Here is a 15444-nt window from a genome sequence, read left to right as displayed (position 1 = left end):
CCGGGCCGGCGAGCTCAGACCGAGAAGAGATCCTTCCACGTCTGCTCTCCGGTGCGCGGGACGAGATCGGCTTTCCGATACACCTTTCCGTCCGGTGTCGCGTAGCGGCCGGTCTGTGGGTCGTAGCTGGCGACCGCGACCGACGGCCCATCAGATGTGTTGGGGGCGAACGCACTCGGTGCGATCACACCCCCGCCGGCAGGTGGCGCCTCGACGGGTGGTGCGACCGGCGGCGCCTCGGCCGGCGGCGCGGTGCCCTCCAGCGGGCCATGGATGGTCGCGTCGTGATCCACCCGGGCATCCGGCGCTATCCCCTGGGCCAGCAGGTTGGGATCGATCGGGTACGGGCCCAGCGCATGCTGACGCATCGCCAACGGCTGGTAAGGCTCGTCGCTGTTACAGATTTCGACGGTGGGGGCACGCTTCCCGGGTTTACCCATGCACGGATAGTTACGCGCCCCGCGCACCCCGATCGGAGAATCCTGCGGCAGTTTGCAGTACAGGCCGTCGGGGGTGTCGATATCGCTGGTGTCCTCCGGGGACCGCCACGCCGACGGCGGCAGGAACCCGACCGTGCAGGCTGGTGGGTCACCGATGTTCAAGGTGAAGTCGCCCAACGACATACCGGTTGGGTTGTTCTTGGGCGCACCGTAGGCCTGGGTCGAGGAGACCACCGGCGGCAAGAGCACCAACAGTTGCTCGAGGGCGGGATGGTAGGTCACCGCCACCTGGCCCAGGCTGGTCAGATTGGCCAGCAGCATCGGCAGAGTCGGTTTGACCTGATTGAACAACCGGGAAGCTTCGTCGGCAGCTCCAGGGCCGTCCTTGAGCAGGGTGCGCACCTGCGGGTCGTTGGCCGCGAGCTGCGTGCTGATACCGGCCATACTGCGGGCCCAGGTACCGATCGCGTCGATCGAGGAGGCCTGGCCGTCGAGAAGCGGGGCGCTGTCATCGACGAGCGCGCGGGACTGATCGGCGGCGGCGTTCGCCTCGGCGATCAACTTCGACGATGAGTCCAGCATCGAGCCCATGTCGTATCCCGAGCCGTTGAACGCCTTGAACGTCTCGTCGAGCAACGGGCCGATCTTGTCCTTGGGGATGCTGCCGATCAGTGAACTCACCTGATCGAGCATCGGTCCGACGGCTTGGGGAATCGAGGTGTTGTCGACGGGAATCACCGAACCGTCGTGCAGATACGGCCCGGAATCGTGGATCGGTTGCAGATCCACATACTGCTCGCCGACCGCCGACACACTCAGCACCGCGGCGTGCAGGTCGGCGGGGATCTTGGGTGAAGTGTTCAGCGACAGCGTGGCTTGCGCTCCGTCGCGGGTGGGCCGGACGTCGGTGACCTTGCCGATCTGGACACCGCGGTAGGTGACGTTGGAGAACTGATACAGCCCGCCGGTGCCCTTCAATTGCAGGGTCACCGTCATCCGCCCGATACCCAACAGCGTTGGGGTCTGCAGGTAGACGACACCCATCACGGCCAGCCCGACGATCGAGGCAACTGCGAAGATTGCCAGCTGGATTCGCACAAAGCGGGTGAGCATCAGTTACCTCCTTCGCTCGGGGCAGGATCGACCAGCGGCGGCATCGTGGCCACCGCCGTCGGCGCAGGTGTCAGCGGCATGTTCAGCGGGTCCTTCGTGTAGTTGGCGTACCACGGGTCGCCGGGCGCAGGTGTCAGTGGCATTCCCTCCTGCCCCCAACGGGTTCCGAGGAACAGACCTCGCTTGAGCCGCGGAACGGTGAAGTCGAAGGTGATGAACTCATTGAGGTAATCACCGCGGATTGCCCGATCGATGAAGTTCTGCGGATAAGGCCACGCCGGGGCGAACGCCAGCACGGTGGCCAGGTTCGGACCGACATCGGCCAGCGCCTGAACCGTCGGCTCCAGGTTGCGCAGGTTGGTCAGCAGATCATCGCGGGTCTCGTTGATGAGATGGTGCGCCGTGTCACTGAACCGGCCGAATTTCTCCAGTGCCGTGGTGATCCGTGGGCGCTGCTTGATCAGGACGTCCAGCGCCGGCGGAATCCGTTGCAGCGCATTGGTGATCACGTCTTGCTGCCCCGACAGGGAGCCGGCCATCCGGTTCAGCTCGCCGATCGAGGCGTTGATGTCATCGCGCTGGTCGGCGAACATGCCGACCACATTGTCGAGCCGGGTGAGCAGATCACGGATCTGATCCTGGCGGCCGTCGAGCGCCGCGTTGAATTCGGTCACCAGGTCGCCGATCTTGCCCAGGCCGCCTCCGTTGACCAGTACTGAAAGCGACGACAACGTCTGCTCGGTCGACGGATAGGTCGAGCTGTGGTCCAGCCCGATGGTGGCGCCCGGGGCCAGCCGGCCCGACGCCTGCTGTCCCAGCGGCGGGTCGAGCGCGACATGCATCGAGCCCAGCAGACTGGTCTGCCCCACCGTGGCCACCGCGTTGGCCGGGACCACGACGTCAGGCTTGACCGACACCTGCACGGCGGCGTGCCAGCCTTGCACCTTCATTCCGGACACGCTGCCGACGATGACATCACCGATCATGACTGGTGAATTCGCTTCCAATGTCCCGACATTGGCCAGTTCGACGCGGTAGGTCACCGAATCCCCTCCCCGGCCGACGGTGCCGGGCAGCGGCAACGAATTCAGCCCGTGAAAGGCACACCCGGTCAACGTCACCATCGAAGACGTAAGCACAGCGGCCAGGCGGGCAAACGACCGCCGAGTGGTCATGGTGTGCCTCCTGGAGCCGGTGGTGCGGACGGTGGACCGGCCTCAGCCGGAAGCATCATGTCTTGCAGCGACTTTGGTGGTTCGGCAGCCTCGGGCGCGACAGCGGGTACACCGGGCGGCACCGGGGCCCCGGGGAACAGTGCCGGCGCCGGGTTGGCCGGTAACCCGTTGGGTGCGTATGCACCGGGCGGGCCTGCGGGATCGGTCCACCCTGCCGGCGGAGGTACGTCACCGGCTCCGGTGTAGGCCGACACCGCAGGCGGCTGCTCGGGCGGCACCGGTTGCCCGCCGGCCCCACCGGGGGCCAGGGCCGGATCGGTGTACACCAGGTTCTCCGGGCTGGGCGCCTTGCGCAGATAGGCGTTGAACGGCATCGGCAGGTAGTTGAAGTTGATCAACGACAGGGCCGGCCCGAGGTACTGCGAACACAGCTTGGATGTCTCTGCCGCGGTGGCATTCTTGACCGCGGCAATCGCCGAGCACACCACCGACACCGGGTCGGCGAAGTTCGACAGCGCGAAGGCTCCCACCGCGGTGCCACTGTCGGGGTTGTAGATGTTGTAGCCGTTGGCCAGCGCGTTGGGTGCCACGTGTAGGACGTTCTCCAGCTTGACCTTGTTGTCGACCAAGTTCTGGGTGACGTTGGTCAACCGCTGCAGTTGCTCGGCGGTCTGGTCACGACTTCCCGCGATGAACCTGCGGACGTTGCCGACGGCATCGGCGAGGTTGGTCAGGGCGCCGTCCAGATCGGAGCGGCTCCCGTCCACCACGCTGGTGACGCTGGCCAGACGATTCTGAAACTCCACGATCTGGGTGTTGCTGTCCCGCAAGGCCGTGACGAAGACCTGCAGGTTCTTGATGATGTCGACGACATTGCCGCTGCCCTCCCCCAGAATGCGGGCTACCCCGGACAACTGGCTGATCGCCTGGTGCAGCTTCTCGCCGTTGCCGTCCATCGCCGCGGCCGCACTGTCGACAAACCGGCTCAGCGAGGTCCCCGACGCCCCGTTGATCGGTCCCAGATCGGTTGCCAACCGGGTCAGCTGGTCTTTGACCTGATCCCACTCGACGGGCACGGCGGTGCGATCCACCCCGATCTGGGCACCGTTGGCCATCGTCGGTCCGGCATCTTCATAGGCGGGCGCCAGCTGGACATAGCGGGCGGCCACCAGGTTCTGCGCCATGATGATCGCCTTGGCGTCGGCCGGGATCTGCACCCCACGGTCGACAGCGAGGGTGACCCGTGCCTGACTGCCGGCCGGTTCGATGCTGCGGATCGAACCCACTTTCACCCCGGCGACGCGGACCTCGTCGCCCGGATAGACAGCCGTAGCCGAAGTGAAGTAGGCCGTGATGATGGTGGGCCGGAACACGGTCTGGCGCACCACCACTGCGGTGCCGGCCAGGGCCAGCGCGACGAGCAGGACGAGCGTGGTGCGGCTGAGCCGGGTGCGGTGGCGGGTGATCATCGACTTCCTCCGGGGATGCCGTTGCGGGGCCAGGGGAACTCGGCACGCGGGCCGGCGTTGTCGGGCGGCTGTCCGGCATTGGTGCCGCGTCGGAAGCCGAATGCGTAGTCCAGGAAAGGCTGCAACGTCTGTGACGGCAGCAGGTTGCCGACGAAGGCGTTGTAGTACCACCCGTTGTTCACGGATTCACCTTGGGTGACCTGATATTTCGCCAGACCGGCCAACGCTTGGGTGATGTTGTCACGGTTGCGCTCCAGCATCGCCGTCACCGAGTTGAGCTGCGCCAAGGTAGGAGCCAGCTTCTCCTCGTTGTCCTGAACGAGTCCGGAGATCTGTTGGGCCAGCGACGAGGTGTTGGCCAGCAGGTTCACGATTGCGTACCGGCGCTGGTCGAGCACCCCGGTCAACGCGTTGGCATCCAGCAGCAGCGTGTTGACCTGCTCGCTGCGTTTGGACAGGATGCCAGTCACCTCGGCAGCGCTCTTGAGCAGGTCGGCCAAGGATTCGTTGCGGCTGTTGATGGTCTGCGACAACTGGCTCAGCCCGTCGAAGGTCGGGCCCAACTGGGGTGCGACCCGATCGATGGTGTCCGACAAGGTATCCAGCGACTGGGTCAATGCCGCCGTGTCGGTACCGGCCGTGTTGGTGGTGAAGTCGCCGACCGCGTTGGTCAGCGAATACGGTGACGACGTCCGGGTCACCGGGATCGTGTCCGCCGTGCGCATGGCGCCCGAACCGGCCGGTTCCACGGTCAGCATCCGCGCACCGAGCATCGTTCCGGTTCGGATGTGCGCGGTGGTCTCGTGGCCCAGGCGCACCCCGCTGTCGAGGGTGAAGGTCACCAGGGCCTTACCGTGGCTCAAGGAGACATCCACGACGCTGCCCTTGGTCACGCCGGAGACCTTGACCTCGTTGCCGGTGGTGAGCCCGCCGGCTTCGGTGAACAGCGCACGGTACTGAAGGGACGAGGCCCATGACCACAGAGCTTGTGGCTGCAGGCCGACTGCGATGATCAGTACGATCAGCACGATGCCGATCAGCCCGCTGCGGATCAGGTGCGCTCCACGATATTTCAGCATCAGGGCTCCCCACAACGTCCGGTGGTCTGCATGATCCAGGGGAAGTAGGCGGTGCGCCCCTGCAGATCGGTGACCCGAACGTTCATGCCGCACAGGTACTGGTTGATGAAGCTGCCGTAGGCACCCAGCCGGACCAGCTTGCGGTAGTTGGCGGGAGTCTTCTGCAGCGCCAGATCCAGTCTGGCCATGTCAGTTTCGTTGGACAGCAGCGGCGCCAGCCGGGAAAGCTGCTCGACGGTGCCCGACAGCGGCGGACGGGCCTGTGTCATCAGGTCGGCGAGCGACGCCGTTCCGTTGTCCAGGGCGGTGATCGCCTCCCCGATCGGGTCGCGCTCCTGCGACAGCCCGGTGATGAGTTGCTGAAGCCGATCGACAGCTCCGGAGAACTTGTCACCGTCCTTGGACACGGTGGCCACCACGGTTCGCAGATTGTCGATGAGCTGTTGCACGGTCTGGCCGTTCTCGGCGAGTGCCTGGGTGAACGAGGTCGTATGGGACAGCAGGGATTCCATCGTGCCACCTTGGCCCTGCAGGATCTGGATCAGCGAGTTCGTCAAGGCGTTGACGTTCTGGGCGTTGAGGCCCTGGATCACCGGTTTGAGCCCGCCCAGCAGCAGGTCGAGGTCCAATGCCGGTTCGGTGCGGTCGACCGGGATCTGCGAGCCCGGGGGTTGGATCTTGGTCGATCCGGGGCCGTCCAGGAGTTCCAGGTAGCGATTGCCGACCAGGTCCAGATATCGCACCACAACCTTGGTTCCGGTGGTCAAGACCACCTCGCGGTCGGAGTCGAAATTGACCAGCACCGTGTTGTCCGGCTGCAGTTCAACATCGTTGACCGTCCCCACCCGGATTCCGGCCACCCGCACCGAATCGCCGGTCTTCAGACTGGAGGCATCTGCGAAAACCGCCGAGTATCCGTTGGTGGACCCGGTCCGGTACTGGCCCATGATGGCGAACAGTGCAGCGGTCAGCAGCGCCATGACGATGCCGAACACGCCGAATTTGATTGCGGTCCCGGTGGTTCGCGTCATCCCGGTTGTCCTATCTGCGCCGTGTTGCGCGGCGGCCCGTCGAGGGGGCCGTAAAGCGCCTGCTTGAGACCCTCGGAGTTCAGCAGGATTCCTTGATTTCCGTACTGCGCGGGATCGGCATCGATATCGGTGACGACGAACGGCGGCCGGTTACCGAATCCGACCTCGGGCAGGCCCATGCACTGCGGGCCGCCGGTGGCTGCCACCTTCGGCAGATTCCCGGGGTAGCGGTACCGCTCGGTGCCGAGCAGGAACGAGTCCAGCAACATGACGCCGGGCAGGGGCTGCGGCGGACCCATGGCGAGCGGTTCCATGCCTTTGAGCGCACAGGTCAAGGCCGGATGGTATTGGTTGGTCAGGTTCGTGGTCGGGGCCAGCAGATGCATCGTCGTGCTGATCGCCGCGCTGTTCGTTGAGAGCACCTCGTCGCCGACATCGGCGAGTCCGATCGCACTGAGCAACACCCGATCGAGATCATCCTGGCGGTCCACGACGGTGTCGGACAACTGTGTTGCATTGCGCACCGTCGTCATGAGATCCGGTGCGGCGTCGGCGTAGGCGCGGATCACCTCTGGGGCGACGGACATCTCGTGACTCAGCGTCGGCAGACTGGGCTCGATCTTGGCCAGCAGAGCGTCGAGGTCGACCATGGTCTGGCCGAGCTTGTCCCCACGGCCGTCGAATGCCTGGGCCAGCGCGCCGAGCGTCTGGTTGAGCTTCTCCGGCTGGATCTGGGAGAGCACCGATACCAATTGCTCGAACACTGTGTTGATCTCGACAGTGGTGTGGCTGGCGTCGAGCACCTGGCCGGCATACATGGATTCAGCCGAGGGCTGCTCTGGCGGCAGCAGTGAGACGAATTTGGCGCCGAACACCGTGCTCGAGGCGATCTCGACTTTGGTGTTGGCCGGAATCAGTTGCAGGTATTCAGGATTCATCGCCAACCGCAAGGCCGCGCGACCGTCGGGCAGCGGGTCGATGCTGACGACCTTGCCGACCTGCGCCCCATGCAATTTGACCTTGGCATCCGGGTTCATCACCAAGCCGGCCCGGGGCGAGATGACCGTCACCGAGGCCGTGGGCACGGCACCACCGCGAAATAGCACGATGGCACCGACCACGAGACCGGCGATCACCACAGCGGTGATCAGTCCCGTAAGGAGACGTTTGGCGTCACTCGACATAGGTGCCTTCTCTAACCGGAGAGATTGAAATTGCCGTTGGATCCATAGACGGCCAGCGAGATCAGCAGCGTGATCGACACGACGACGATGAGCGAGGTACGGACCGCGTTACCGACCGCCACCCCGACGCCGGCCGGGCCGCCGGTGGCGAAGAACCCGTAGTAGGTGTGCACCAGCAGGATCGCCAGGGCCATCAGCAGCGCCTGCAGGAACGACCAGAGCAGGTCGATCGGGTTGAGGAAGGTGCTGAAGTAGTGGCCGTAGAGACCACCGGACTGCCCGAGCAGCACCACCGTCGTGAACTGACTGGCCACGAACGACAGGATCACCGCGATCGCGTACAGCGGCGTGATCGCCAGCATGCCGGCCGCGATACGGGTACTCACGAGGTACTCAACCGACCGGATGGCCATCGACTCCACCGCGTCGACCTCTTCGTTGATCCGCATCGCGCCGAGCTGCGCGGTCACCCCGGCACCGAAGGTGGCGGCCAGACCGATGCCGGCCACGATGGGCGCCGAGATGCGGACGTTGATGAAGGCGGCCAGGAATCCGGTCAGCGCCTCGATGCCGATGTTGCCCAGCGAGCTGTACCCCTGGATCGCCAGCACCCCGCCGGTGGCCAGGGTGAGGAATCCGACGATCACGACGGTTCCACCGATCATCGCCAATGCGCCCGCACCCATGCTGATTTCGGCTATCAGTCGGATGACTTCGCGTCGGTAGTGCGTGGCCGCGTAGGGAACGCCGGCCAGGGCGCGGCCATAGAACAGGACGTGGTCGCCGATGCTGCCCAGGACGTCCGCGGGGTGGCGCACCACCCGGGTCAGCCGGGGATAGGTGGACCGCAGGGCCGAGATCGTCATCGCGTGGTCATCTGGATGCCGATGGCGGTGACCACCACGTTGACCACGAACAGCGCCATAAAGGCGTACACGACTGTCTCGTTGACCGCGTTGCCCACCGCCTTGGCGCCGCCGCCGGACACCGTCAGACCGCGGTAGCAGGCCACCAGCCCGGCGATCACCCCGAACAGGGCCGCCTTGACACATGAGATGACGACCTCAGGGATACCGGTGAGCAGGGTGATGCCGGCGGCGAACGCGCCGGGGTTGACTTCCTGGACGAATACCGAGAACAGGTATCCACCAAGGATTCCGATGATGACCACCACACTGTTGAGCAGCAGCGCAACCAGCCCCGAGGCCAGCATTCTCGGCGTCACCAGGCGCTGAATCGGGTTGATGCCCAACACCTCCATGGCGTCGATCTCTTCACGTACGGTGCGCGATCCGAGGTCGGCACACATCGCCGTGGCGCCGGCACCGGCCACGATCAGCACCGTCACCATCGGGCCGACCTGGGTCACCGCGCCGAACGCTGCGCCGGCCCCGGACAGGTCCGCCGCCCCGAGTTCGCGAAGCAGGATGTTCAAGGTGAACGACACCAGAACCGTGAACGGGATCGCCACCAGCAGCGTCGGCGCCATCGACACCCGCGCCACGAACCACGACTGGTCGAGGAACTCGCGCCACTGGAAGGGCCCACGGACCGCGAACCGGGCGGCGTCGACCGACATGGCGAACAACCCACCCACCCCTTCCAAGGGGGCGGCGAGTTGGCGCTGCGGCATCGATTTCTCCGTTTCTGCGTGTCCGCCACCCGGACCTCGGTATGACTTGCAACACGTCTCGACCGGGAACCATCGCAGTTCGGTGCGGGCCACACCATGTCGTGTCCCGCCCAACGGGAGACCGGCACCATCGGGCGTCACCTCAGCGGTCACCAGTCAGCGGAACACCCCATTGCCGACTTCGCCGACCCCGTGTGAGGCTGGATCCAACGTGTCAGCGAGACGAAAGAGGAGACGTGTCGAATCCCGCTTCGGTCACCACCGGTGCAGCACAGGACCTTCGTGAGATCAACACCAGCGCAGGACCGTTGCGCTACTACGATGTCGGCGACGGACCCGTCCTGTTGTTCTTGCACGGATCGGGCCCGGGGGTCACCGGCTGGCGCAACTTCCGCGGTGTGCTGCCGACGTTCGCCGAACACTTCCGGTGCCTGATCCTGGAGTTCCCCGGTTTCGGGGTGTCGGATGACTGGGGTGGACACCCGATGATCACCGCGCAGGGGGCGGTCATCCCGTTCCTGGATGCGCTCGAGGTCGACCGGGTCGACATCGTCGGCAATTCCATGGGGGGCGGGGTCGGCATCAACACCGCGATCACCGCCCCCGAGCGGGTCCGCCGGCTGGTGACGATCGGCGGGATCGGCACCACCATCTTTTCCCCCGGCCCCAGCGAAGGGATCCGGCTACTCCAGGAGTTCACCGAGGACCCGACCCGGCAGCGGCTCGTCGACTGGCTGCGCTCCATGGTCTACGACCAGTCGCTGGTCACCGAGGAGCTCATCGAGGAGCGCTGGACGCTGGCCACCGATCCCGAGACCTTGGAGTCCGCGCGCCGCATGTACGGCAAGGCGGCATTCGCCGGGATGATGACCGCGATGGCGGCCTCGGACCTGCCCATGCCGTGGGCCCGCATGCACAAGGTATCGGTGCCGACGCTGCTGACTTGGGGACGCGATGATCGGGTGAGCCCGCTGGACATGGCGTTGATACCGATGCGCACCATCCCCAACGCGGAGTTCCACGTGTTCCCCAACTGCGGGCACTGGGCCATGATCGAGGCAAAGGCTGCCTTCGAGTCGGTGGTCGGCGAGTTCTTGCAGCGGGACGCCTAGTCGGTTCCGACAAATCGGGTCGGAACCGACAAATCGGGCAGACCCACGGTTAATTCAACCCCGGAAGGGCTTACGCCGAGGATTACTGCCACCATGTGGCTGTCGCAAAATGTGTCCGCGATCGGGCGTGTCGCGCGCGGGAAGCGGGTGCCGAGCTGCCCGGCTATGAGCGACAATTCAGCGACAATCGCCTCGTATGCACCAAGGGTACCCGTACGTCACATGCATGATCTTCATTCACGTCACTTCAGGACAATCAGCCACGTGTGCCACAGAATTCGGCTTGCCTGCCAGCGACAGTGTCGCTGACAGGTGGGCATTGGACGCGTGGGGTTCGCGTGGTCAGTGGTGTACATGTTCCAAAAATGCCCAGCGACAGTGGGTTTGGTGATTCCATCGGTACCGATGTGGCGATTGTCGCTGGATTGTCGCTAATAGCCGGGCACATCGCACTCCCCTCCGTAATCTGCGACTGGTGCGACAACCTCACCGGCGTCGTGTCGTCGAAACCACCGAAAATTGCAACAGCCACCGCAGGCTCAACGACACCGCAGGCTCAACGACGCAGGAACTTCCAGGCGTACGCCGGAAGTCTCAGCGTCGGCACCCGCCGGGGCCAGTCATCAGCACGGAAGTACGCGTCCGATCCACCGTCGACGAAAATGACACTTCCACACAGGAAGTCGGCTGCCTCCGAGAGCATGAACACCATCCACTCGGCGAGGTGTTCGGGATCGCCGAAGCCACCAACGGGGACCGGGAAGGATTGCACCGCTTTGGCTTCTCGCGGGGAGGCCAGCTGCTTCTCCAGCAGCGGGGTTCGGATCGCGCCGGGAGCAATCACGTTCAGCCGGATCCCGGCGCCTGCCCAATCCGGCAACACCGCGTTGCGCCGGATCCACCGCGACACCGCGATCTTGGACGCTCCGTAGGTGAGCGAGGGGGCAACCACACGGTACCGGCGCAGAGTCTTGACCGCGCCGTCGAGGTCGTCGCGCAACAGCGCCCGCACCGCCCGCAGCGGCACCATCGGCATGGTGGTACTCGAATTGCTGCCGACGACAACCACTTTTGCGTTACCCGCGGTCGCGAAGGCCGACTGCCACTTTTGCAGTAGTTCGACCACACCGAAGTAGTTGACCGAGAGGATCAGTTTGACGTTGTCGCGCCCTGGTAACGGACCGACGCCGGCCGCCAGCACCGCGCCGTCCAACCGCCCACCGGCCAACTCGAGCACCGCCACGGCCGCCTCGATGCGGCCGTTCACGGTCGAGAGATCCGCAATCACCTCGGCGTCACGCAAATCGACACCGATGACGCGATGCCCGTCGGCCCGCAACCGCTCCGCCGCAGCGCAACCCATCCCGGACGCCGAGCCGGTCACCACATAGGTACCCATTTTCATCAGTCCTGGCCGGGCACGGTCGACCCGGCCAACCCGAGGTTGAGCAAGGTATGGGCGTACGGGTCCCCGTTCAGCAGCCTGCTGGTGCGAGTGGTGATCAGCCATCGCCCGTCAACCCGTTCCAGCGCGAAGTGGTTGGCGGTGGCCCTCCACACCCGGTAGCCGGACGTCTCGTCGCGCAACAGCACGAGAGATTCGCACACCGCGACGGCACGATCACCGTCGACTGTGACCACGGCCGGACCGAGGAAGTGGCAACACCCTGCCGCGACCAGCTCCTGGTGGCCGGTCGAGCCGACCATGTCGTGCACCCCGGCGCGCCCGGCCATCAGCCAGTCCTCGACGTCGTAGGTGCCGTCGAGCGCCCACAGCGCCGCGGCGTTGTCGGCGTTACCAGCATCCACCGAAGGGCCGTAGGAGGCAAGGAGCTTCGTTATGGCCAGCTCGTCTTCGATGCGCTGCAGCCGGGTGAGTAACTGCTGTTCGACGGTCATAGGTGCTCCTCGATATCACGCAACCGGGCGAGTTGCTCGCAATAGTGGTCTGCGCTGTCGGCCCGCACCGCGCAGGTGATCGCGGTGGCACCGGCATCACGCAGGGTTGTCAGCCGGTCCCGGGTGGCCACCGGGTCGGACCCGGGATCCACGCTGACCGAGAGCAACACGTCGAATCCGGCGGGCAGTTCGGCGCCGGCCAGCAGATCCCGCACCGATCCCGATGCCAACCCGAACGGCATCCAGCCGTCGGCCAGCTCGACCGCCCGGCGCAGCGACGCGGCGCTGCGGCCGCCGACCCAGATCGGCACCCGGTCCTGCTCGGCGTGCGGCAGCACCGTCATGCCCTCAAAGTCGTAGAACGGACCGTGATAGGCCGGGGTGGCATCCGACAACGAGACCCGCAGCGCCCGCAGCGCATCATCGGCCCGCACCGCCCGCTGCGGCCACGGCGCACCGAGCAGGTCGAATTCCTCTTTCAGGGAACCGATTCCCACCCCGAGCACCAAGCGCCCGGCGCTGACCCGGTCCAGGGTGCCGTACCGTTTGGCGATCTCCAGCGGGTGGTGATAGCCCAGCACCAGCACGGAAGTGGCCAGCCGGATCCGCCGGGTGTGCGCGGCCAGGAATCCCAGCGTGGCCAGCGGATCCCAGTACACCGCACCGCGCGCCGCCGCATCCGCCGACGGCACACCCACATGCTCGGAACAGGTCAGGTAATCAAAGCCGAGATCATCTGCGGTAGAGGCGATCCGGGCCAGGTCTTCGATTCCCGCTTCGGCCTCCCAAGGTGACGCGATGCCAGGGACCTGCACCACCACCGGTGTCGACAGACCCAGCCGCACCGTCAGTGTGCCCCCGCGATGAGCGCCATGATGGCCTCATGCGATTCCAGCACCACCCGGGACCGGTCCGGGGCGCTGTTGGCCTCGGCCCGCTCGGCGTTGCCGCCGGCCACCCACACCGGGCCGTCGGCCAGGTGGGCAAGACCCTCGGCAGCCACCTCGGCCGGCTCGTTCACCAGGATGCCAGGAGCATCGAAGTTCAATCCGACCCGCTCCATCGCCGGAGTGCGCGTCACGCCCAACACCAGCTCGAGGACGTCCACGTTGCGTTCACGCAGTTCCAGCCAAAGGCTTTCGGCGAACATCCGGGAGAACGCCTTGGCGCCGGCGTAGATGGAGTGGCGCCAGGCGCCCATGTAACCCGACAGCGAACCGACGATCATGATGCCGCCGCGGCCGCGGTCGACCATCGGGCGTCCGTAGTGCTGCACCATTTCGAGCATCCGGGTGACGTTGAGGTCGGTGACCTTCTGGAACTCGCCCAGGTCGGTGTCGAGGAACAACTCGTTGCAGGTGCTGGCGCCTGCGTTGTAGATCAGCAGCCCCACCTCGAGATCGGCGGTCTGTTCGGCGATCCGCGAAACTGATTGGGGATCCAGCAGATCCACCGAGATCGCGCGCACCTCGACACCCAGCTCGCGGCACTGCTCGGCGGTGGCGGTCAGCGGACCGGGCTTGCGGGCGATGAGCACCAGGTTGAATCCGGACTTCGCAAGTTGTCGGGCGAACTCGGCCCCCACCCCTTCGGAGCCTCCGGCGATGACAGCCCACGGTCCGTACTTGGCCAGATCAATCACAGTGTCTCCTGACGTTGTGTACTTCGGGCATCTGCTGACCGTTCTCGGTCAGGTGCGGCGTCGGCACTACGGCGCCTTCAGCAGATCGAATCCCTTGTATCCGGCCGCCGCTGCCTCGTTGCAGATGTCCAGGTATGTCCCGAAGCCTCCGATGAACAGCATGAACATCCGGGGCTTGCCCGGCACGTTGGCGCCCATGTACCAGGAGTTGGCCTTGGTGAACAGTGTGGCCTCGGCGCGCTGGGCGCACTCGGCGATCCAGCTGTCCACCGCATCATCGGTCGGTTCGATTGCGGCGTAGCCGTTCTGGTCGAGATAGGTGATGGCGTCGGCGATCCAGTTCACGTGGGCCTCGGCGTGCAGAACCATGTTGGCCAGCACCGCGGGGGCCCCTGGACCGGATACCAGGAAAAGGTTGGGAAAACCGTCGGTGCCCAGTCCCAGGTAGGTGCGGGTCCCGTCAGCCCAGTCATCGACCAGCTTCTTGCCGCCCCGGCCCACGATGTCGATCTTGGCCAGCGTCCCGGTCATCGCGTCGAATCCGGTGGCCAGCACCAGCGCGTCGATGTCATAGTGCGCGTCGGAGGTGTTGATGCCCGACGCGTCGATCGATTCGATCGGCGTCTTACGGACACTCACCAGGTGGACGTTGGGCCGGTTGAACGTCTGAAAGTAGTTGGTGTCGGTGCAGATCCGCTTGGTACCGATCGGATGGTCGGTCGGGATCAGGGCTTCGGCCAGGTCTGGGTCATCGATGACGGCGCGGATCTTGTCCTCGTAGAATTTACGAGCCTCCTCGTTGGCCTCCAGGGAAACCATCTGGTCGGTGAAAGTCTTGGAGAACAGCACACCGCCCAGTTCCCAACGCTTCTCGAAGGCGTCACGCCGTTCCTCAGGCGTGGCTTCCATGGTCAGCTTCGGGTGCGCCACATGCGGTGAGCCGCCGCCGCTGCGCCACGACATCCGGCGCCGCTCGGCGTAGTTGGCCTTGATCGCGGCGGTCTCCTCGCCGGTCAGTGGACGGTTGCCGGCCGGCACACTGTAGTTCGGGGTCCGCTGGAACACGTAGAGCGCCTCGGCCTGTTCGGCGATGAGCGGGATGGACTGGATCCCCGAGGATCCGGTGCCGATCACCGCGACGCGCTTGCCGGTGAAATCCACGTCCTCGTGTGGCCAGTGGGCGGTGTGATAGATGTCCCCGGCGAAGGTGTCCAGGCCCGGGAAGTCAGGGGTCATCGCGGCCGACAACGGCCCGGTGGCCATCACCACGAACCGCGCGTCGACGGTCTCACCGGTATCGGTGGTGACGGTCCAGCGCAGCGTCTGCTCGTCCAGCACCGCTGAACTCACCCTGGTCTCGAATGTGATGTCGCGGCGCAGATCGAGCTTGTCGGCGACCCAGTTGATGTACTTGAGGATTTCGGCCTGGGTGGCGTACTTCTCGGTCCAGGTCCACTCTTGCTGGAGTTCATCGGAGAACGAGTAGCAGTAGTCGACGCTCTCGACGTCGCACCGCGCTCCCGGGTAGCGGTTGAAGTACCAGGTTCCGCCCACTTCGGGTGCGGCCTCGAAGGCCCGCACCGACAGCCCCTGTGACCGGAACTTGTGTACCGCGTACAGGCCGCCGAAGCCGGCGCCCACCACCACAACATCCACGACGCTCATCG

The 15444-nt window shown here is 65.4% G+C and carries 14 protein-coding genes; 1 reads left to right on the top strand and 13 read right to left on the bottom strand.

Annotation, left to right across the window (positions count from 1 at the left end):
- Nucleotides 1-14: 14 nt before the first annotated feature.
- From FR943_RS03130 to FR943_RS03095, 8 genes are read right to left on the bottom strand one after another with little or no spacing between them, the layout of a single operon-like run.
- Nucleotides 15-1553 (bottom strand): MCE family protein, encoded by a 1539-nt coding sequence (locus FR943_RS03130; RefSeq protein ID WP_217154858.1) that lies wholly within the window; start codon nt 1551-1553, stop codon nt 15-17.
- Nucleotides 1553-2728 carry an MCE family protein gene (locus FR943_RS03125; protein ID WP_217154857.1) on the bottom strand — a complete coding sequence of 392 codons (1176 nt, stop codon included), beginning with the start codon at nt 2726-2728 and terminating at the stop codon, nt 1553-1555. The genes FR943_RS03130 and FR943_RS03125 overlap by 1 nt, the downstream gene beginning before the upstream one ends.
- Complete coding sequence (locus FR943_RS03120) at nt 2725-4197, bottom strand: MCE family protein (RefSeq protein WP_217154856.1); 1473 nt, start codon at nt 4195-4197, stop codon at nt 2725-2727. The genes FR943_RS03125 and FR943_RS03120 overlap by 4 nt, the downstream gene beginning before the upstream one ends.
- Entirely contained in the window at nt 4194-5276 is a 1083-nt protein-coding gene (locus FR943_RS03115) for an MCE family protein (protein ID WP_217154855.1), read from the bottom strand. The genes FR943_RS03120 and FR943_RS03115 overlap by 4 nt, the downstream gene beginning before the upstream one ends.
- Nucleotides 5276-6307, bottom strand: a complete 1032-nt coding sequence (locus tag FR943_RS03110; protein ID WP_217154854.1) for an MCE family protein — start codon at nt 6305-6307, stop codon at nt 5276-5278. Before FR943_RS03110 ends, FR943_RS03115 begins: the two co-directional genes overlap by 1 nt.
- Nucleotides 6304-7491: an MCE family protein gene (locus tag FR943_RS03105; RefSeq protein ID WP_217154853.1), complete on the bottom strand. Its 1188-nt coding sequence runs from the start codon at nt 7489-7491 to the stop codon at nt 6304-6306. Before FR943_RS03105 ends, FR943_RS03110 begins: the two co-directional genes overlap by 4 nt.
- Nucleotides 7492-7502: 11 nt before the next feature.
- Nucleotides 7503-8357 carry an ABC transporter permease gene (locus FR943_RS03100; RefSeq protein ID WP_217154852.1) on the bottom strand — a complete coding sequence of 285 codons (855 nt, stop codon included), beginning with the start codon at nt 8355-8357 and terminating at the stop codon, nt 7503-7505.
- Complete coding sequence (locus FR943_RS03095; protein ID WP_217154851.1) at nt 8354-9124, bottom strand: MlaE family ABC transporter permease; 771 nt, start codon at nt 9122-9124, stop codon at nt 8354-8356. The genes FR943_RS03100 and FR943_RS03095 overlap by 4 nt, the downstream gene beginning before the upstream one ends.
- A 287-nt stretch (nt 9125-9411) precedes the next feature.
- On the opposite strand from FR943_RS03095, the gene FR943_RS03090 reads away from it, so the two are divergent.
- Entirely contained in the window at nt 9412-10236 is an 825-nt protein-coding gene (locus FR943_RS03090) for an alpha/beta fold hydrolase (RefSeq protein ID WP_372448070.1), read from the top strand.
- Between the two features lie 556 nt (nt 10237-10792).
- Here FR943_RS03090 and FR943_RS03085 read toward each other — a convergent pair.
- From FR943_RS03085 to FR943_RS03065, 5 genes are all read right to left on the bottom strand, one after another.
- A complete protein-coding gene (locus FR943_RS03085; protein ID WP_217154969.1) occupies nt 10793-11635 on the bottom strand; it encodes an SDR family oxidoreductase in 843 nt (280 codons plus the stop codon).
- A 5-nt stretch (nt 11636-11640) separates the two neighbouring features.
- The gene (locus FR943_RS03080; RefSeq protein WP_217154849.1) at nt 11641-12135 is read right to left on the bottom strand and encodes a nuclear transport factor 2 family protein; all 495 of its coding nucleotides are present in this window, start codon (nt 12133-12135) and stop codon (nt 11641-11643) included.
- The gene (locus tag FR943_RS03075; protein WP_217154848.1) at nt 12132-12980 is read right to left on the bottom strand and encodes an LLM class F420-dependent oxidoreductase; all 849 of its coding nucleotides are present in this window, start codon (nt 12978-12980) and stop codon (nt 12132-12134) included. Before FR943_RS03075 ends, FR943_RS03080 begins: the two co-directional genes overlap by 4 nt.
- Nucleotides 12981-12982: 2 nt before the next feature.
- Nucleotides 12983-13777: an SDR family NAD(P)-dependent oxidoreductase gene (locus FR943_RS03070; protein ID WP_217154847.1), complete on the bottom strand. Its 795-nt coding sequence runs from the start codon at nt 13775-13777 to the stop codon at nt 12983-12985.
- A gap of 66 nt (nt 13778-13843) precedes the next feature.
- Nucleotides 13844-15442: a flavin-containing monooxygenase gene (locus tag FR943_RS03065; RefSeq protein WP_217154968.1), complete on the bottom strand. Its 1599-nt coding sequence runs from the start codon at nt 15440-15442 to the stop codon at nt 13844-13846.
- Between the last annotated feature and the right edge of the window lie 2 nt (nt 15443-15444).

Origin of the sequence: [Mycobacterium] fortunisiensis (assembly GCF_019050325.1) — a bacterium.
Classification (GTDB): domain Bacteria; phylum Actinomycetota; class Actinomycetes; order Mycobacteriales; family Mycobacteriaceae; genus Mycobacterium; species Mycobacterium fortunisiensis.
Note: the sequence above shows the minus strand (reverse complement) of the source record. Positions and strands in the feature narration are given on the sequence as shown.